Consider the following 19,939-nt stretch of genomic DNA (forward strand, 5'->3'; position numbering starts at 1 on the left):
GTATTTTAGGCAAATTTTTTAACTCCAGTATGCAAGAAACTCCATTAGCTACAACCAAGCCATCCGGCAAGATTCCCCGCAGTGTTCCGTTTATTATAGGTAATGAATTTGCCGAGCGTTTTAGCTTTTACGGCATGCGCAGTATTCTTGCAGTGTTCCTGGTTCACCAGTTTTTTGGCCACTACTCTACTGATGTAGCAAATGCAAAATCAAACAGCATTAATCATACCTTCTCAACTTTGGTTTACGCTACGCCGTTACTTGGTGCTATCCTTGCTGATTGGTTTTTTGGCAAATACCGGGTTATCCTTATCGGCTCACTTATTTATACTATAGGGCACTTTCTATTGTCTATGTTTGACACCTCACTTGGCGGTTTTCAGACTGGCCTTATAATTATTGCTTTTTCCGCAGGGGCCATTAAGTCCTGTGTATCGGCTAACGTTGGTGATCAATTTGATCACAGCAACCGCCATCTCATGAGCAGCATTTACAGTTGGTTCTATTTCAGCATCAATGCAGGCTCAATGGTAAGTTTATTTCTTATCCCACTTATCTATGACAAGTTTGGTGCTTCGTGGGCCTTTGGTGTACCGGGTATATTAATGGCGTTAGCCACTATTATCTTCTTCTCGGGTCGTAAAGCTTATGTAAAGCTTCCGCCTAAGGGTATTAATAAAGATAACTTTGTTTCGGTAAGTTTTTATGCCGCAACTAACGGCGGCTGGGCTTCCGCCGAAAAAAGATATACTGCCGAAAAGGTTGATGCCATACGTGCAGTTTGGCGTGTTATGGCAGTTTTTGCATTTATCCCGGTATTCTGGTCATTATGGGACATGAACAGTGCCGAGTGGGTTCTGCAGTCAGAAAAATTAAACCTTGATATGGGGGTATTTGGATGGCATATACTACCGTCACAGATACAAACCGTTAACGCTGTATTCCTGCTCGCGTTTATACCAATCTTTAACTACGGGCTCTATCCCTTAGCAGAAAAAATAGGCATCAAACTAACGCCGCTTCGTAAAATAGGGTTTGGCTTGTTTGTTACCGGGTTTAGCTTTGTTATAATCGCATTATTACAGCAGCAGATAGAGGCCGGCGGACACCCTTCTGTTTGGTGGCAAATATTAGCTTATGCTGTGCTTTCCGCGGGCGAGGTACTGGTTTCTATTACAGGTTTGGAGTACGCTTACACACAGTCACCTCCATCCATGAAAAGCACCATGACCGCTATTTGGTATTTCACCTATTCTATAGGTTCTTTCTTTAACGCTGTTGTAAACAACAGTATAGCCGGTGGCGGCATGTTCAAAAACTTTACAGGCGCATCATTTTACTGGCTGTTTGTGGGTATTTGCTTTGCCTTCGTATTGGTGTTTGTATTTGTTAGTCCGTTTATTAAAGAAAAAGCTTACCTGGCAGATGATGTAATTGGCAAAGGCTTGGGTATAAAAGACGACGAAACACAACCAATCCATCCGGACAACCCTATTGTATAATAAACAGGTAATTACCTATGGGGAACCTTTAGGTAAAGAAAATATTACCCGAGAATTACAGGAAAGCATCAGCTTTCCTGTTTTTTTATTTTTTAAGCAAAGTAAATCGGCTATTTTAGCCATCTGCAGTCCATCCCCTAACCCAACATTAGTTAAGTGCCTGACAGTATAGTAATTATACCCACTTATAACGAAAAGGAAAATATCGAGCGAATGATCCATAAGGTATTTTCGCTGGAGCACGATTTTCATTTATTGATAATTGATGATGGTTCGCCTGATGGTACCGCCAAAATTATCAAAGCCTTGCAGCGCGATTATTCTCAAAAGCTCCATCTGATTGAAAGAGCCGGTAAAATGGGCCTTGGCACTGCTTATATACATGGTTTTAAATGGGCGATTGCTAACCATTACGATTATATTTACGAAATGGATGCCGACTTTTCCCACAATCCTGACGACCTGTTGAGACTAAGGCAAGAGTGTGTAGCGGGTGCTGATGCGGCCATAGGATCGAGATACATAAAAGGAGTTAATGTAGTTAACTGGCCTATGAGCAGGGTATTGATGAGCTACTTTGCATCAGTTTATGTGCGTTTTATAACCGGCATTAACATACAGGATGCTACAGCCGGGTTTATGTGTTACAAACGCCGGGTGCTGGAAAGTATAGATCTGGACAAGATAAAGTTTGTTGGCTATGCCTTCCAGATTGAAATGAAATTTACTACCATAAAGCATGGTTTTAAGGTAAAAGAGATACCTATTATTTTTACTGATCGTACAGCGGGCTCATCAAAAATGTCTAAGGGTATTTTTACAGAGGCGGTAGTTGGTGTACTCCACATGAAACTTAACAGCATCTTCAGGAAATATCCCGAAGGATAGTAAAAACTCCGAAAGTCAGTAAGTCCGGCGTCATAAGCAAGTGTTTAAGTCTTTCGGACTAAAAAGAAATTACTAATTTCGTTGGCAATGAACGAAAACCTTGATCCGGATGGCGAACGCCTCTCCCCTACTGAGCGGGATATAGAAAAAGTACTTCGGCCACAGGCCTTTGAAGACTTTACCGGGCAACATAAAATATTAGCAAACCTCAGGATATTTGTTCAGGCCGCCCGTTTACGTGGCGAGGCACTAGACCACGTGCTGCTGCACGGCCCTCCCGGCCTGGGTAAAACAACCTTGTCGCACATCATCGCCAATGAGATGGGCGTTGGCATCAAGATAACTTCCGGCCCTGTATTGGACAAACCCGGCGATCTCGCCGGCCTGCTTACTAATTTAGAAACGGGAGACATCCTTTTTATTGACGAAATACATCGTTTAAGTCCGCTGGTGGAAGAGTACCTGTATTCGGCCATGGAGGACTTTAAGATAGATATCATGCTGGAGAGCGGGCCGAATGCGAGGTCTGTACAAATATCATTAAATCCTTTTACACTGGTTGGCGCAACAACGCGCTCCGGCCTGCTTACTGCTCCTCTGAGGGCTCGTTTCGGCATCAACTCCAGGCTGGAATATTACGATGCAAAGCTGCTTACTACTATCGTGCTCCGCTCGTCGTCCATTTTACGTACACCTATAAGCGACGAAGGCGCCTACGAAATAGCACGCAGGAGCCGCGGCACACCTCGTATTGCAAATGCGCTGCTGCGACGCACACGCGATTTTGCTCAGATTAAGGGCAATGGCAGTATTGATACGGAGATAGCCCGATATGCTCTTAACGCCCTTAACGTTGACGAACACGGACTGGACGAAATGGATAATAAAATCCTTTCTACTATAATAGACAAATTCAAGGGAGGGCCTGTCGGACTGAAAACCATTGCGACAGCAGTAGGCGAAGACGAAGGTACCATCGAAGAAGTTTACGAACCGTTCCTGATACAGGAGGGCTTTCTGATGCGTACCACCCGCGGACGCGAGGTTACCGAGAGTGCTTACAAGCACCTGGGTAAAATTAAGCTTGGCGGTAACCCATCTTTGTTCTGATCTCCTTGTTGCTTAAAAAATAAGTTATTGCTTATCAGATAATTAGCTTGTGTAAAATTTACACAATGTGATACTTTTTTAACATAAAGCTGTTGTTTATTTGCAGTTATAGTTAATTTTTTATTACTTGCTGGCGCCAATTATCGCCTATGTCTGACTTGGGATCACCCTGTGAAAAAGAGTTGCTCTTGAAAATTTCCCGTGGAGATGAACACGCTTTCAGCGAATTGTTCAACACCTGGCATCACCTTTTAGGAAGGCATATTTACAAGATAACAGACTCCGCAGAACTCGCCGAAGAAGTTGTACAGGACGTGTTCTTAAAAATCTGGACCGCGCGGGAGAGCCTTGCGTTAGTAGAAAATTTTAAAGCTTACCTGTTTGTTGTTTCCCGTAACCACGCGTTGAATTGCCTGCGCAAGCTGGCCCGCGAGCGTATGCATCAGAAAGCTTTAGAAGAGAACGCCGCGGTACTTGCTGTAGAGCAAACAGGCTCGGCAGATATTTATAAGCTGTTAGATCAGGCAATAGACCACCTCCCTCCCCAACAGCAAAAGGTTTACTTGCTAAGCAGGCACAATCGCTTGAAGTACGACGAGATCGCCACGCAAATGGGCTTATCCCGCGAAACAGTAAAGAAATATTTACAGGGCGCGACGCACTCCATCACCAACTTTGTACAGTCGAATATTGATGTTTCTGCAATAGTACTGCTTGCTTTTAATTTTATTTTAAAAAGATAGCTTACCTATACCCCCTTTTTCAATAATGATGGTGTCTTAGTTATAGTAAGCTGCCCAAGCTTGCTCCACCAATTTAAAACACATCAATGAAAACGTCCCGGCTGAGATTGCGACATCTTTTTGATCGCTATTACAATAACACTGCCTCTCAGTCAGAGCGCGACGAATTATTTGCCATTATAGATGCCGGGCAGCAGGATGAAGAACTTGCACATCTAATTAGCCAAACGTGGGATGAACTAAATACTACAGAGCCTTTCTTCACCAAAGAAAAGTCAGCATCCATCCTTTCCAACATCACTAAACAGAACGAAAGTTTAGGTCACCAGTCAAAAGGTTCCATTATCATGTGGGCCAAAGTTGCTGTAGCTGCTATGCTTATTGTATGTGCAGGCGCAGCTGTTTTCCAACAGATTAAAAAACGCCCAGCTAAACAGCAGGTAGTCGCCCGTGCAAAACGTCCGGCACATGATGCTTTGCCCGGTGGTAACAAAGCCGTATTAACATTGGCTAACGGCCAGACGATTGTTTTAGACGATGCGCAGAACGGCACGCTAGCCAAACAGGGCGCTACTATAATAAAGAAAGCGGCCGACGGGCAGCTTGTCTATAATGCCGCAGCCGCTGCGGAGACTTCTGATGCAAGGGCAATGAACACCATTGCCACGCCACGAGGTGGCCAATATCAAATCATACTGCCTGATGGCTCTAAAGTTTGGCTTAACGCTGCGTCGTCAATCAGTTTTCCCGCTCACTTTACTGGTTCATCGAGAGAAGTTACCATTACCGGCGAAGCCTACTTTGAAGTTACAAAGAATAAAGCCATGCCTTTTAGGGTAAAAACAAACGAGGCCAAAATAGAAGTTCTCGGCACTCATTTCAATGTTATGGCTTACGACGACGAAAACGTCATGAAAACAACCCTGCTGGAGGGTGCTGTGAACATCAGCAGCGGCAACTTTAGCGCGGCACTTAAACCAGGTCAGCAGGCACAGATACATCGTTCAGGGCAGAACAGAGTTGTTGACGATGTTGATGTAGACGATGAAACGGCCTGGAAGAATGGGATTTTTCAGTTCAGGGATGCCGGTATAGACGTGATCCTGAGACAGGCATCACGCTGGTATGACGTAGACGTAACTTACAAAGGAAAAGTGCCGCAGAGAGAATTTACCGGTCACCTGTCACGCAATGTACGTGCGTCGGAACTTTTAAAAATGCTTAAGTATACCGGCGTAAATGTTGAGATAGAAGGCACCACCATAATAGTACAATAGCAACACACACGATAAACATCTATAAACTAACCCTACAAAAACACCTATGATGAAAGAAGTATACACAGACAGTTAGCCGCCGGAAAAGGTGCCCTCGTTTAAACATATCGAATAAAAAACCGGGAAGTGCTTGGACCCACTTTCCCGGCAAAATGCCAGGGTCACCCATTATTCATTGCAATTAGCGAATTGAAACTTAACGTTTAACCCAAACACTCAAACTTATGAATTTTAATTCTAAGGCTACGCCTGTGGCGTGGTCTAAACCATTCAAATTTATATTGGTTATGAAACTAACTGCCATTATATTAATTGCAGCACTTACCAATGTTACTGCCAAAACGGTTGGCCAAACGGTATCAATCAGGCAAAAGAATGCCTCGGTAGAAAAAGTACTCCGTCTTATAGAAAAGCAAACCGGCTATCACTTTATGTACGACAAAGCCGATGTTGCAAAAGCACGCGGAATTGACATTGCCGTAGATAACGTGACCATTAACCAGGCGCTTGATGAAGCGTTTAAAGATCAGCCCCTCACCTACAAAATTTTTGATGAAACCATTGTAGTTAAGAAAAAAGATGCTGAAAACAACACCGTTATACAAGCAATTGACATAACCGGTACAGTTACTGACGCAAAAGGCCCCCTACCGGGTGTTAACGTGAAACTTAAAGGTACTGTCACTGGTACCGTAACCGATGTAAACGGCAAATACAAGCTTAACGTACCTGACGGCAGCGGCACGCTGGTTTTTAGCTTTATAGGCTACAATACAATTGAGGAGCCAATTAACAATCGTACAGTTGTAAACATCGTGCTTGGCGAAAATTCCAAAGCACTTAACGAAGTTGTTGTTGTTGGTTATGGTACCCAGAAACGTGTAGATCTTACAGGTTCTGTTGGTAGCGTAAGCGGTAAACAACTACAGGACCGCCCGCAAACCAACCTGGAGCAGGAACTTGCCGGTAAAATAGCCGGCGTGAACGTATCTACCAACTCTGGTGCCCCAGGTGGCGCTACTAAGGTACGTATCCGCGGTTACACGTCATTAAATGCCAGTACTAACCCGCTTTATGTGGTAGATGGTGTGGTTTGGACAGAAGGCGGTAACGCTATCAACCCAAATGACGTAGAATCCATTGACGTGTTGAAAGATGCTTCATCTACTGCTATTTATGGTACACGCGGTGCAAATGGTGTAATTTTAGTTACCACAAAACGTGGTGCCCGCGGCGGTGCCGGAACTGTAAGCTATGACAGTTACGTTAGCGTAAGCAAAATGGCTAAAAAGCTTGATGTGCTTAACGCTAAGGAGTTTTTAGCTATTGAAGATCAGGGTTATGCCAATATACAAAAGTTTGACCCTGTAGGGTGGGCTGCCGGTAACTACGCGTCTAAAGACCCAAAAGTAATCCGCACTGCGCTTATCGGTAAATTATTTGATGCAAACCTTAACCCGCTGTACGACGTAGATTGGCAGGATGCTACTACACGTACCGCAGTTAGCCAGAACCACAACCTTGGCTTTACAGGCAACAGCGAAAAAATGAACTATGGTTTCTTCTTAAACTATGCTGATGATCAGGGTATTATTTTAAACAGCTATTTAAAACGCTATAACGCACGTTTAACCTTTGATAATCAAATAAAAACATGGTTAAAGGTTGGTGCAACGTTAAACTACAATGCGCAGGAAGGCCGTGCACAGGATAATGGCGTAGGTGGTAACAACATACCGCGTATGTTGGTAGAGATGCCATCTATCATCCCAATCCGTTACCCTGATGGCAGCTATGGTAAACGTACAGACTACCCTAATATGGAAGGTGGCGATAACCCGGTTGCTCAGGCTAATGAAATAACCCAGTTAACTAAAATACGGGTGTTTAGTGGTAACACTTACGCCAACTTTAACATTTTGCCAAGCTTGCAATTCCGCAGTGTGCTGGGTGTTACTACATCTGCTAATTACTACCCAAGCTCTCAAACCGGCTTGGTAGGTGGTGCAAGTGCCAGTCAGGATTATAGCTCTGCTTCTATAAGCGAGGCTAACAATGTTTTCTGGCAATGGTCTAACTATTTTACTTACGACAAAACTTTTGCCGGTATTCACAAGATAAATCTTGTGGCAGGTGTCGAGCGTCAGAACTTCAAACAGACTGGCTTTGGTGCATCAACAAGCACATTATCTGATAACTTCTACAGCTATTATAATCTTGGAGCAGGTGCAATCCCGGGCATACCTTCGTCAAACTACGATGCATGGCAAATGCAATCGTTCTTTGCTCGCTTGAACTACAACCTGCAAGAAAAGTATCTCTTAACTGTAACCGGCCGCCAGGATGGGTCATCCCGCTTAGGTAAAAACACCAAAAACGGCTTCTTCCCATCAGCGGCGTTGGCCTGGAGAGCATCACAAGAATCATTTTTGAAGGATAACAAAACCATATCCGACCTTAAACTTCGTGTGAGCTATGGTTTAACCGGTAACACTGAGATTGGCGAATACCGCTCAACTGCCAACATTGAAACAACCCCTTACGTATTTGGCGGCTCACAAGCTATTGGTACTCACCAAACGTCCATAGGAAACGAAGAACTAGGCTGGGAGAAAAACTCAGAGTTAGATCTAGGCGTATCATTAGGCTTGTTTAACAACCGCGTTAACATTGAAGCCGACGCGTTCCTGAAAAAAACCAAAGCGTTGTTGCTTAATGCGCCTATCCCACAAACAAGCGGGTTTGGTAACGTATTTAAAAACATTGGTAAGCTGGAGAATAAAGGTATCGAACTTGCAATTAACACTACCAACATTAAGACGAACGACTTTAGTTGGACAACTAACTTTAATATCACATTCTTAAAAACCAAAATATTACAACTTGGTCAAAATAACGATGATATCTTCCTTGATCCGGGCTTCCTTTCAAACTTTAACCTGATGAGGGTAGGCTTGTCGCCTGGTAGCTTTTACGGTTATACGGTATTAGGCACATGGGGAACTTCTGAGGCTGCTGAAGCTGCGAAATACAACCTTTTACCTGGTGATTTGAAAATCAAAGATCTTAACGGTGACGGCAAAATAACAGCTGATGACCGCGAAGTGCTTGGAAAATCAACACCTGATGGTTTCGGCACTTTCACTAACAACTTCCGCTATAAAAGCTTTGAGTTAGGCGTAGAGTTACAGTTTAACTACGGTAACCAGATCATGAACTTGACAAGGCACTCGGGCCAGGACCGTACCGGTCAGGCCAACAGCTACTCCACCGTACTGGACGCCTGGACGCCAGAGCACCAAAACACCTCGATAGCTCAAACCCGCCCTGCCTATGTTTATTATCAGACCGAGATTTATTCAACCAAAGTAGAGAGCGGCAATTTCATCCGTGGCAGATCGGTAACGTTAGGGTACAACTTTTCGGACAACATACTTAAACATTTAAAAATAAACCGTTTAAGAGTTTACGCACAGGCTCAAAACTTGTTTGTGATAACAAAATACACCGGCTACGACCCTGAGGTATCTACCTACAACGGTAGCAGCAACTTTACACAGGGCATCCTGTTTTACGATTATCCAAAACCAAGAACATTCTTGCTTGGAGTAAATGTTAGTTTCTAATTAAACAATTTAATATACATTATTATGAAGTTTAACCTAAAACAATATAGCGCTGGTATATTAATGCTAATCCTTACTGCTTCGGCCAGTAGCTGTAAAAAATACCTGGACGAAGAGCGAAGGGACAATTTCAACACCAATAATTACTTTACAACTGCATCGCAGGCGCAAACTTTTGTAAATGGTATATACTCTAATTTATATATGTTTCAAAATGGTGATGCCTACGGCGAGAGCCCTTTCATCACTTTAGAGCTTTTTGCAGGCCATACTACCACGCTTGGGCAAAGTGTAAATAATAAACAGGTTATAACCCAAACTACCAGCCCTACAAACCCCGGTTTTCAAACCGTATGGTCTAACAGTTATGCCGCTATTGCAAACGCCAACATTGCGCTAAAACGGATACCGGATATTGCAATGGCAGATGCGGATAAGAAAAAGCTGCTTGGCGAGATTTACTTTCTTAGAGCATTTTTCTACTTTCACTTGGTGCGCCTGTACGGTGATGTGCCATTGATTACTGAACCGGTTACCATCACCAGTGAAACTCTTTACCCTGAGCGTTCGCCAATGGCATCAGTTTATGATCTGATTATAGCCGACCTAAAGGCTGCTAAAGAGTCTGGCTTGCCAGAAACAGACCAAAGCGGCCGCGCGTCTTTAGGAGCTGTACGTACCTTACTCGGCAGCGTTTATTTAACTACAGCTGGTTACCCGCTGCAGAAAAAAGAAAACTATGCTTTGGCAGCTGCCGAGGTATTACCTGTATTGACAAAGTACACGCTTTTCCCGGATTATGCATTTTTACATGATAACGCTCATAAAAACCAGGGAGAATTGATCTTCCAGATTAACTACCTGGTAGGCGTGAAAGAAAATGCTATACCACAATTAACACTGCCCTTTAACTTACAAGTTGGCGCCTATGGTGATCACCTTGGGGCAATGATACCTACTACACAGTTTATTGCCAGCTACCCTGCCGGCGATAAACGTGCAAAAGAACGTCAATTCTTTTTCAGCAGCTATCCAAAAGACAAAGATCCATCAACAATTATCACTTTTGAGAAACCTGCGTTGTACAAATTCTTCCATGCAGAGAGTGCGTTAGGCAATGGTAAAAGCGATGAAAACTGGACACTATTCCGTTTACCCGAAGCAATGTTGATTTACGCAGAAGCACAAAATGAAGCTGAAGGCGCACCTAATCAAACCGCCAGAGATCAGGTGAACGCTATCCGCGCACGCGCTGAGTTGGCTCCTATCGGAAACCTTTCTCAGGCCGCATTCCGCGAGGAAGTCTGGAGACAACGTTACCTTGAGCTATGTTATGAGGACAAATCGTACTTCGATATTCAGCGTACACATAAAATATACGTTGTACCAGGCGGTACTTTTGCCGACGCTACCTCTACGCCGAATGAGCAGGGAGTAACGTTTAAAGAACAGTACTATTTCTGGCCAATACCACAGCGAGAAATAAACACCAACCCTAAATTGAAACAAAACCAAGGGTGGTAATAATTTTACAATATAAAAGACCGGCAATCCCTGCCGGTCTTTTATATTTACGGCCTATATCCCCAAAATATCTCTATGAAGAAAATTTCACTCCTCCTGACCACATGTTTGTTTTCCGCTAATGTATTTGCCCAGCAGGTTACCAAAGTAACTGACCCCGTAGAATGGATTAACCCATTAATGGGAACGCAATCTAAATACGACCTAAGCAACGGTAACACCTACCCTGCTATAGCCCTGCCATGGGGCATGAACACCTGGACACCTCAAACAGGTAAAATGGGCGACGGCTGGCAATACACCTACGACGCTTACAAAATCAACGGCTTTAAGCAAACCCATCAGCCATCACCATGGATGAATGATTATGGCCAGTTTGCTATTATGCCTTTGACGGGCAAAATGAAAGTGTCGCAAAATGGACGTGCAAGCTGGTTTTCGCATAAAGCAGAGGTAGCAAAACCATACTACTATAGCGTATACCTGGCAGATCATGATATCACCACGGAGATAACTTCTACTGAACGTGCTGCGCAGTTCAGGTTCACTTATCCAAAGTCCGACAGTTCTTACATTGTTGTTGATGCTTTCGATCGTGGATCATACATTAAAGTTATACCCGAGCAACGCAAAATCGTGGGTTACTCTACCAAGTACGCCCGCGGTCCGCTGAAAAACTTTAAAAACTACTTTGTTATATATGTAGATAAGGCTATCAACCTTTCCCAGGTTTATAGCGATAGTACACTTAACACTGGCAACGAACTTTCTGCAAAGCATGTGAGCGCGCTGATAGGCTTTAAAACCAAAACAGGAGAAAAGGTACATCTCAGGGTGGCTTCATCTTTCATCAGCCCGGAACAAGCCGAACTAAACCTCAGCCGGGAGTTGGCAAATGATAGCTTTGATGCAACATGTGCTAAAGCTAAAGCAACATGGAACAAAACGCTAAGCCGCATACAGGTAGAAGGCGGAACAACAGACCAGGTACGTACCTTTTATTCATGTTTGTACCGTATGCTGTTCTTCCCGAACAAAATGTACGAGATAAATGCCAAAGGCCAGCCTATGCACTACAGCGCGCAAAACGGCGAGGTATTGCCTGGGTATAAATTTGCGGGTACCGGTTTTTGGGATACTTTCCGGGCACTATACCCTTTCCTCAACCTCGTTTACCCATCAATTAACAAAGAAATGCAGGCTGGCTTGGTTAACGATTACAAAGAAGGCGGATGGCTGCCAGAATGGAGCAGCCCGGGCTATAGCGCAGTGATGGTAGGCAACAACTCTGCATCTGTAGTTGCTGATGCTTACATTAAAGGTGGTCGTGGATATGATATCAACACACTTTATCAGGCACTGCTACATGGCGCTAACAATAAAGGCCCAGCTGCTACCGGACGTGAAGGTGTTGAATACTATAATTCGCTGGGCTATGTGCCGTACGACGTAAAAATAAACGAGAACGCCGCACGCACGTTAGAATACGCTTATGATGACTTTGCGATCTACCAATTAGGCAGAGCTTTAGGCAGGCCAGCGTCAGAAACCAACTTATATAAGAAACGCGCCATGAACTACAAGAACCTGTTCGATTCATCAACAGGTTTAATGCGTGGCAAAAACAAGGACGGCAGTTTTCAATCTCCCTTTAGCCCTGTAAAATGGGGAGATGCCTTTACCGAAGGTAACAGCTGGCACTATACCTGGAGCGTTTTCCAGGATATGCAGGGGCTTATTGACCTGATGGGCGGTAAACAGAAATTTGTAACAAAGCTAGATTCTGTTTGGACGATGCCACCTGTATTTGACGACAGCTACTACGGCGAAGTAATTCATGAGATCCGCGAAATGCAGATTGCCGGCATGGGCCAATACGCACACGGCAACCAACCCATACAGCACATGACCTATCTTTACGGTTACGCGGGAGAGCCGTGGAAAACTCAATTGCACGTCCGCGACGTGATGAATAAGTTGTACAAAGCTACACCTGACGGGTACTGCGGCGACGAAGATAACGGGCAAACATCTGCATGGTATGTATTCTCGGCAATGGGCTTCTACCCTGTTACACCGGCGAGCGATCAGTACGTTTTAGGTACACCATTGTTTAAGAAAATGACCGTAACTCTGGAGAACGGAAAGCAATTGGTTATAAACGCGCCAACCAATAGCGACGCTAACCGATATGTAAAAACCCTTACCATTGGTGGGAAGCCATATACGCATAATTGGTTAAGCCATTCCAACCTGCTAAAAGGTGCAGTGCTTAACTTTGATATGTCTGCATCGCCTAACAAAACACGCGGCATCAAAACAGAGGACGTACCTTATTCGTTATCGACCGAGAAATAACGCTGGTTGTAGCATGAATATAAAAGAGTTTCTATTTAGCTTACTTATTACATTATCGGCGTCGGCTATATTAGCGCAGGAAGTTCCTGCTGCAAAACAGCCAGCCGGGACAATTCCTGCGGCAGTACCTTTTGTGCCGGTGAATTTGCCTATAAGTACATTACGGCTGGGCATAGCGGGCCTTTCACACGATCACGTAAACAACATCCTTACTGATTACCACCAGGGCAAAGTAATAATTGTAGGCATAGCAGAAGCCGATAAGCAACTCCGCGCAAAATACAAGGAGCGGTATAACATACCAGACTCCTTGTTTTTTGACGATCTTAAAAAAATGGCGGTCACCAAAAAGCCGGATGCTGTACTCGGCTTTAACCCGGTTGCAAAGCATATAGATGTTGTAGAAGTATGCGCGCCTTTGGGGATAAGCGTTATGGTAGAAAAGCCACTTGCCGCCACCCTTGCGCAAGCAAAGCGGATGGAGTTTCTTGCGCTTAAATACTATATAAAGCTGCTTACCAATTACGAAACTACCTGGTACCAGTCTTACCAGCATGTATACAATCTTACGCAGAAAGACAGCATCGGCCGGATACGGAAAATGATAGTACACGACGGCCACCAGGGCCCAAAGGAGATAGGTTGCAGTAAGGAATTTGTAAGCTGGCTTACAGACCCTGAACTTAATGGAGGTGGGGCACTAATAGACTTTGGGTGCTACGGCGCTGATTTGATGACCTGGCTTATGGAGGGACAAAAACCAGTAGCAGTTACAGCTGTTGCCCGTCACATGAAACTACAGATATACCCCAAGGTTGAAGATGATGTAAACATCATTGTAGAATACCCTACGGCTACCGGCATTATAGAGGCATCATGGAACTGGCCTTTTTCCATCAAAGACCTAGAGGTTTTTGGCGATAGCGGCTACATGCACGCGTTTAACAACAGCAGCACACTTATCCGCACAGGGGATACTGCCAGCACAATAAATGTAACGAATGCGCTGGAAGCACCGCTAGACAATCCGGTGACCTATTTGCAATTGGTTTTAAAAAACCGCCTGCTTGGCATTAATGACCGGTCATCGTTAAAATACAATATGCTGGTAATGCAAATACTTGATGCGGCTAAAAGGTCTGTGGCCGAAGGAAGAAGAATAGTTCTTTAACATACGCCTTATTTATTAACAGTTAATAATATATCTCCTGCAATTTATAATTTTAGCATCTTGTTAAAACGTCCCATACTTATGTACAAACAACTTTCTGCACTTTTGCCGCTGCTTGTAGCCGGCATGATCTCCTGTCAATCTAAACCATCTAACCAGGCCGGAGCTACCAAAGACACCGCTTCATCAACCGCCGCGACTGCCGGACAGCCGGATGCTCCTGCTACCAAGCTTGCCACAGGTCCGGTTGATAAAGCTGCCGTGATGGCACGCAAACAGGTGCCGGTTGTGTGCTACCACCAGATACGCGACTGGAAAGCTACCGACAGCAAAGGCGCCAAGGACTACATTGTGCAGATAGCGGCCTTTAAAGAACACTTAAAAATGCTGGCAGACAGCGGCTATCACACTATATTGCCGGATCAGTTGTACAATTATCTTACTACTGGCGCGGCGCTGCCTAAAAAGCCTATAATGCTGACTTTTGATGATACCGACCTGGACCAGTTTACTATAGCTGCACCAGAGATGAAGAAATACGGGTTCAAAGGCGTTTTCTTCGTGATGACAGTATCAATTGGCCGCCCACATTACATGACTGCAGACATGATCAAGAAACTGTCTGACGATGGCCATGTTATTGGCAGCCACACGTGGGACCACCACCGAGTAGATAAACTTTCCCACACATCTACTTTAAAAATAATTGGCAAGAACGGCAAAGTTACCGAACGCCCTGTTGACGATTGGGTAACACAAATAGACAAGCCAACTAAGAAACTTGAAGAGATCACCGGAAAAAAGATAATCTACTTTGCTTATCCGTTTGGCATCTGGAAAAAACCTGTATTACCTGAGATTGAAAAAAGAGGCTTTAAAATTGCCTTTCAGCTAGCCGATAAGCGCGACCCGGAGTACCCGTTAATGACTGTTCGCCGGATATTGGATAGTGGATATTGGAGCACCAAAACATTTGGCAATGCGGTAAGAAGCAGCTTCTAATCACACCAATGAAGAAATAAAAGCAGGGCTTTATGAGACCTGCTTTTTTTATGGCCTATTTTCTATCTTTAGCAATGCTAAAAAAATGTTTACCAGCAGTTACTGCTGTAGCAATCAGCCTGATCTCTTCATGTGGGCAGCAAAGGCCTGAAAAGCCTGCTGCCGATAAAAAGATGCAATCGGAAACACTTATACAGGAACACTTTAGATATCTTAATGATCATGACCTTAAAAGCCTGGTAAGTCAGTATGCCCCTAAAGCAAACATTACCTCAAGTGATTGGAAAGGCATGGCTACAGGACCAGAAGGAGCCGACCAGATATTCCACTTAGAATTTTATGTATCGCCCGATGCTAAATACCTGGTAGATAAAGTAATAAATACCGACACGACGGTGGTGGTGGAATATGATGTAGTTGGCTTGCACGACAAAGCCAACGGCGGTGTAAGGTATGATCTGCGCAAATGCAGTATTTTTCGTATAGACAGCCTCAATAAAATAGCAGCGGAATCTACCTACGCTAACGGCATGGCCTATCACAACGGCAATTAACCGTTCTGTAGGTATTTAGCAATCCACATTATTCCTACTTTTCCACAATACTGTTTATACGCTGCAATAGGCTTAAATTAGCAGATTAATTGAACGGAGCACCCTTGGCAAAAAGCGAAACCAAAGAAACGCCTTTAATGCAGCAGTACAATGCCATAAAGGCTAAGCACCCGGGTGCGTTGCTGCTTTTTCGTGTGGGCGATTTTTATGAGACCTTTGGACAGGATGCGGTTAAAGCATCCGGTATTTTAGGCATTGTGCTTACCAGGCGTGCAAATGGCGCGGCAACACACATCGAGCTTGCAGGATTCCCGCACCACTCGCTTGAAACCTACCTGCCAAAGTTAGTAAGGGCTGGTCAGCGGGTGGCTATATGCGATCAGTTGGAGGATCCTAAATCGGTAAAAGGAATCGTAAAGCGCGGAGTTACTGAACTGGTTACACCCGGCGTAGCAACTAGCGACAACATCCTTCAGCAAAAAACCAACAATTACCTCGCATCTCTATATTTTGAAAAGAACAGTATTGGGATCGCATTAATTGACATCTCCACTGGTGAATTCTTAACCGCTCAGGGAAACAGCAATTACATTGATAAATTACTGCAAAGCTACTCTCCCAGCGAAATAATATTTCCCAAAAGTCGTCAGCACGATTTTAAAGATACTTACGGCGATCGTTACTATACATTCACACTTGATGAATGGCCATACAGCGGCGACTATGCCCACGAAACCCTGCTAAAGCACTTCGGCGTAAAATCCCTGAAAGGCTTTGGTATTGATAAGCTGAACCTCGGCATTGTTGCAGCCGGGGTTGCCCTGCACTACCTCAATGAAACAGAGCACAGGAACCTTCAGCACATCAGCGCCATTAGCCGCATAGAAGAAGACCGCTACTTATGGCTGGACAGGTTCAGCATACGTAACCTGGAGCTGGTTGGCTCGGCCAATGAGAACGCCTTAACTCTTGTGGATGTGCTCGACCAAACCTGCTCTCCTATGGGCGCACGTTTACTGCGCCGATGGATAGTAATGCCGTTAAAGGAGATTAAACCCATACGTGACCGCTTGGGTGTGGTAGAATACCTGATAAGCAAGGAAGAACTACGCGAGGAGCTACAACACCAGATAAGGCAGATAGGCGACCTCGAACGGCTTATATCAAAAATCGGCTTGCAAAAAGCCAATCCGCGCGAAGTTTGCCAGTTGAAGAAAGCGCTACTGGCTATATCAAGTATCAAAAAACTTGCAGAGAACAGCGAGAGCGAACCGCTGCGTGCTATTGCCGAGCAGCTAAACCAGTGCACTACCATTTGCGAGAAGATAGCGCGTGAGCTTCATCCCGAACCACCGATAATGATGGTAAAGGGCTCGGTGATGAACGATGGCCTTAACGAAGAATTGGACAGGCTCCGTAAGATAGCTTTCGGTGGTAAAGGTTACCTGCTTGAAATACAAAAACGTGAAGCAGAAGTGACCGGGATACCTTCACTAAAAGTGTCTTTTAACAATGTATTTGGCTATTATTTAGAGGTAACACATAGCCACAGGGATAAAGTGCCAACGGATTGGATTCGTAAGCAAACGCTGGTAAATGCCGAACGTTATATTACGCCAGAGCTAAAGGAGTACGAGGAGCAGATACTGGGTGCGGAAGAAAAGATATTAGTATTGGAAACCCGCCTGTATAACGATTTACTATACGCACTTGCAGAATACATTAAACCGATACAGCTGAATGCCCAACTGGTAGCCCGGCTGGATGTGTTGCTTAATTTCGCTACCATTTCGTTAAAGAACTATTATGTTAAGCCTGATGTTAATGAAAGCCGCGTGCTGGACATTAAAGGCGGGCGGCATCCGGTTATAGAAAAAAACCTTCCTCCTGGCGAGGATTACATTACCAACGACGTATTCCTTGATTCTGACTCACAGCAGATCATCATTATCACCGGGCCAAATATGGCAGGTAAGTCGGCATTGCTCAGGCAAACTGGCCTAATAGTGCTAATGGCACAGATGGGTTGCTTTGTTCCAGCCAAAGCTGCTTCTATAGGATTAATCGACAAGATCTTCACCCGCGTAGGCGCATCTGATAACCTTTCTTCAGGCGAATCGACCTTTATGGTGGAGATGAATGAAACCGCCAGCATTCTCAACAACCTAAGTGACCGGAGTTTAATATTACTGGACGAGATCGGGCGCGGCACTTCCACTTATGATGGAATCTCAATAGCCTGGTCTATAGCCGAATACCTGCACAATCATCCATCAGCAAAGGCGAAAACTTTATTTGCAACGCATTATCACGAGTTGAATGAACTGAGTAACAGCTTTAACCGCATAAAAAACTTCAACGTATCAGTAAAGGAAGTCGGACAGCAGATCATCTTCCTGCGCAAATTAGTCCCGGGTGGCAGCGAGCACAGCTTCGGTATACACGTAGCTAAACTGGCGGGTATGCCAGGAAAAGTGCTTAGTCGCGCTAACGAGATTTTGAAAAAGCTGGAACATGAGCGCACCGGCGGCGAGCACATCAAAGAGAGTATCCGTAAGGTGCAAAAACAAGCTGTGCAGATGCAAATGTTCTCGATTGATGATCCGGTGCTAGTGAAGATTCGCGATACGCTAAACAACCTCGACGTAAACACTTTAACGCCCGTAGAAGCCCTAATGAAACTGGATGAGATACAACGGGTAATAAAAAGCTGATAAGCGTTTGTCCCGCCTTTGTTAAAATGTTTATAACATCCGTTGTAACATATTGCCGTGTACAAATATCTTTATAGCATGTTTAACTTCCGTACGTATACTAAGGCTGTACTGTTTATTGTTGCCGCAGCCACTTTAGCTTCTTGTCACCCACGTAAACTCACAGCGCGTACAGACAACTATGGTAACACCGGAAGTACTGCAGTAATTACCAGGCGTGGACCATATGTTATGGTGAAGCCTGATAAAGAGCTTGCCGACAAGTACGCCACAATAATGGGCGTTAAACGCAACGACATACAAAACGGCCGGTTATACAATTTTATTGACGAGTGGATGGGTACCCCCTACCGGTTTGGGGGTTTAGGAAAAGACGGCGTAGACTGCTCGGGTTTAGTATCCCTATTGCAATTGCAGGTTTACGATACGGCTTTGCCCCGAACTTGTGCTATGCAGGCCAACACCATAAAAAGAAAGTATGAAGATGAACTGAAAGAAGGCGATCTGGTCTTTTTTGATTTTGATGGGAAACAGTTCAGCCATGTGGGGGTGTACCTGCAAAATGGTTATATTGTACACGCAAGCACCCGCAGGGGTGTCGTAGTGGTTCGCTTACACGATAATGGCTTGTATCAATATTTCTCTCGGGCAGGCTCTATCTTCGACCCTGCTGAAATGCCGGCACCAGGCAACTAAACACGGTAATTTTCTAGAATCCCTACTGCTGTTCAACAGCTTCTTTCAAGCGCCTTCTCGAGCGGAATAACCTGGCTAGTATGGGGCCGTTTTCAGCTTTTGCAGCAGGGTAGTACCGCTTCCGTATCACAGCAAGTGTAATAGCCCAAACGCCGCTTATGGTGGTTATAATGTTAACATCTAAATCCAGCACTATTGCTACTATAATTAGGGCATAAAAAGCCGGAACAGCGATGTAAGTAAAGCGCTGCGATTTCCAATGCAGGTTTTTCTTAATATCAGCAGGCATAATGCACAACTCATCAGCGTTAATAATCAGGTAGTGCACAAGCACGGTTTGCGTGAGAGAGCAAAACATCACAATGCCAAAGTACACTACCAGCCCGTACAAGCTATGTGGCCCGAGCGTTTCTGTCATAAGCGATACAGCAAACGGGAATAAGGATATCGAAAAGAGAAATAGCAAATTAAGGGCAATAAGCTTGTTGGTATAATCTTTTAAGAAACTGAATATTTTAAGGTGCTTTGACCAGAAAATACCTACAATAAGGAATGATATGAGGTAACCACCAAACTTTGGTAGCAGCTCCATAAAAGCTTCTTTCACTTTTTCAGCATTAGCGTGCCGCAAACCTTCGGGCATCTTCATTTCCAATACCATTATTGTTATAATGATAGCGAAAACCGCATCACTAAAGAGTATCACACGCTCTAATTGGAACTCTTTTTTAATTTCTTCACCTTCATTAACGTTCATGGTATTATAAATTTTAA

The 19,939-nt window shown here is 44.4% G+C and carries 14 protein-coding genes; 13 read left to right on the plus strand and 1 reads right to left on the minus strand.

Translation table 11 applies throughout. From position 1 onward, the window contains the following. The first annotated feature begins 29 nt into the window (after positions 1 to 29). The 13 genes from DYU05_RS06680 to DYU05_RS06740 all read left to right on the plus strand — a co-directional run bounded on the left by DYU05_RS06680 (position 30) and on the right by DYU05_RS06740 (position 19,165). Positions 30 to 1,502, plus strand: a complete 1,473-nt coding sequence (locus DYU05_RS06680; protein ID WP_117382179.1) for a POT-type proton-dependent oligopeptide transporter — start codon at positions 30 to 32, stop codon at positions 1,500 to 1,502. Between the two features lie 156 nt (positions 1,503 to 1,658). After that, the gene (locus tag DYU05_RS06685) at positions 1,659 to 2,390 is read left to right on the plus strand and encodes a polyprenol monophosphomannose synthase (protein ID WP_117382180.1); all 732 of its coding nucleotides are present in this window, start codon (positions 1,659 to 1,661) and stop codon (positions 2,388 to 2,390) included. A gap of 87 nt (positions 2,391 to 2,477) precedes the next feature. Further along, positions 2,478 to 3,500, plus strand: a complete 1,023-nt coding sequence (gene ruvB, locus DYU05_RS06690; RefSeq protein WP_117382181.1) for a Holliday junction branch migration DNA helicase RuvB — start codon at positions 2,478 to 2,480, stop codon at positions 3,498 to 3,500. Between the two features lie 188 nt (positions 3,501 to 3,688). Further along, positions 3,689 to 4,243 (plus strand): RNA polymerase sigma factor, encoded by a 555-nt coding sequence (locus tag DYU05_RS06695; RefSeq protein WP_205771812.1) that lies wholly within the window; start codon positions 3,689 to 3,691, stop codon positions 4,241 to 4,243. A gap of 86 nt (positions 4,244 to 4,329) precedes the next feature. Continuing rightward, a complete protein-coding gene (locus DYU05_RS06700) occupies positions 4,330 to 5,520 on the plus strand; it encodes a FecR family protein (protein WP_117382183.1) in 1,191 nt (396 codons plus the stop codon). 224 nt (positions 5,521 to 5,744) lie between these two features. Then, on the plus strand, positions 5,745 to 9,146 hold the full coding sequence (locus DYU05_RS06705) for a TonB-dependent receptor (protein WP_117382184.1): 3,402 nt from the start codon (positions 5,745 to 5,747) through the stop codon (positions 9,144 to 9,146). A gap of 24 nt (positions 9,147 to 9,170) precedes the next feature. Continuing rightward, a complete protein-coding gene (locus tag DYU05_RS06710) occupies positions 9,171 to 10,670 on the plus strand; it encodes a RagB/SusD family nutrient uptake outer membrane protein (RefSeq protein ID WP_205771813.1) in 1,500 nt (499 codons plus the stop codon). 75 nt (positions 10,671 to 10,745) lie between these two features. Further along, the gene (locus DYU05_RS06715) at positions 10,746 to 13,028 is read left to right on the plus strand and encodes a GH92 family glycosyl hydrolase (protein ID WP_117382185.1); all 2,283 of its coding nucleotides are present in this window, start codon (positions 10,746 to 10,748) and stop codon (positions 13,026 to 13,028) included. A 13-nt stretch (positions 13,029 to 13,041) separates the two neighbouring features. Next, positions 13,042 to 14,199 carry a Gfo/Idh/MocA family protein gene (locus DYU05_RS06720; RefSeq protein ID WP_117382186.1) on the plus strand — a complete coding sequence of 386 codons (1,158 nt, stop codon included), beginning with the start codon at positions 13,042 to 13,044 and terminating at the stop codon, positions 14,197 to 14,199. Positions 14,200 to 14,280: 81 nt separating this feature from the next. Continuing rightward, entirely contained in the window at positions 14,281 to 15,201 is a 921-nt protein-coding gene (locus DYU05_RS06725) for a polysaccharide deacetylase family protein (RefSeq protein ID WP_117382187.1), read from the plus strand. 74 nt (positions 15,202 to 15,275) lie between these two features. After that, positions 15,276 to 15,755, plus strand: coding sequence for a nuclear transport factor 2 family protein (locus DYU05_RS06730; protein WP_165852014.1), 480 nt, complete (start codon positions 15,276 to 15,278; stop codon positions 15,753 to 15,755). Between the two features lie 104 nt (positions 15,756 to 15,859). Further along, positions 15,860 to 18,469 carry a DNA mismatch repair protein MutS gene (mutS, locus tag DYU05_RS06735; RefSeq protein ID WP_117382978.1) on the plus strand — a complete coding sequence of 870 codons (2,610 nt, stop codon included), beginning with the start codon at positions 15,860 to 15,862 and terminating at the stop codon, positions 18,467 to 18,469. A 78-nt stretch (positions 18,470 to 18,547) separates the two neighbouring features. Further along, positions 18,548 to 19,165, plus strand: a complete 618-nt coding sequence (locus tag DYU05_RS06740) for a C40 family peptidase (protein WP_235853966.1) — start codon at positions 18,548 to 18,550, stop codon at positions 19,163 to 19,165. A 22-nt stretch (positions 19,166 to 19,187) separates the two neighbouring features. Here DYU05_RS06740 and DYU05_RS06745 read toward each other — a convergent pair whose 3' ends face one another. Continuing rightward, a complete protein-coding gene (locus DYU05_RS06745; protein WP_117382189.1) occupies positions 19,188 to 19,922 on the minus strand; it encodes a TMEM175 family protein in 735 nt (244 codons plus the stop codon). Positions 19,923 to 19,939 lie beyond the last annotated feature (17 nt).

The sequence above is a fragment of the Mucilaginibacter terrenus genome, from assembly GCF_003432065.1.
GTDB classification, from domain to species: domain Bacteria; phylum Bacteroidota; class Bacteroidia; order Sphingobacteriales; family Sphingobacteriaceae; genus Mucilaginibacter; species Mucilaginibacter terrenus.

Excerpts from the sequence above, each read along its gene's own strand:
- ruvB (WP_117382181.1), top strand. The coding sequence starts at position 2,478 with ATGAACGAAAACCTTGATCCGGATGGCGAACGCCTCTCCCCTACTGAG.
- DYU05_RS06745 (WP_117382189.1), bottom strand. The coding sequence starts at position 19,922 with ATGAACGTTAATGAAGGTGAAGAAATTAAAAAAGAGTTCCAATTAGAG.
- DYU05_RS06730 (WP_165852014.1), top strand. The coding sequence starts at position 15,276 with ATGCTAAAAAAATGTTTACCAGCAGTTACTGCTGTAGCAATCAGCCTG.
- DYU05_RS06725 (WP_117382187.1), top strand. The coding sequence starts at position 14,281 with ATGTACAAACAACTTTCTGCACTTTTGCCGCTGCTTGTAGCCGGCATG.
- DYU05_RS06705 (WP_117382184.1), top strand. The coding sequence starts at position 5,745 with ATGAATTTTAATTCTAAGGCTACGCCTGTGGCGTGGTCTAAACCATTC.
- DYU05_RS06700 (WP_117382183.1), top strand. The coding sequence starts at position 4,330 with ATGAAAACGTCCCGGCTGAGATTGCGACATCTTTTTGATCGCTATTAC.
- DYU05_RS06720 (WP_117382186.1), top strand. The coding sequence starts at position 13,042 with ATGAATATAAAAGAGTTTCTATTTAGCTTACTTATTACATTATCGGCG.
- DYU05_RS06680 (WP_117382179.1), top strand. The coding sequence starts at position 30 with ATGCAAGAAACTCCATTAGCTACAACCAAGCCATCCGGCAAGATTCCC.
- DYU05_RS06710 (WP_205771813.1), top strand. The coding sequence starts at position 9,171 with ATGAAGTTTAACCTAAAACAATATAGCGCTGGTATATTAATGCTAATC.
- DYU05_RS06715 (WP_117382185.1), top strand. The coding sequence starts at position 10,746 with ATGAAGAAAATTTCACTCCTCCTGACCACATGTTTGTTTTCCGCTAAT.
- DYU05_RS06740 (WP_235853966.1), top strand. The coding sequence starts at position 18,548 with ATGTTTAACTTCCGTACGTATACTAAGGCTGTACTGTTTATTGTTGCC.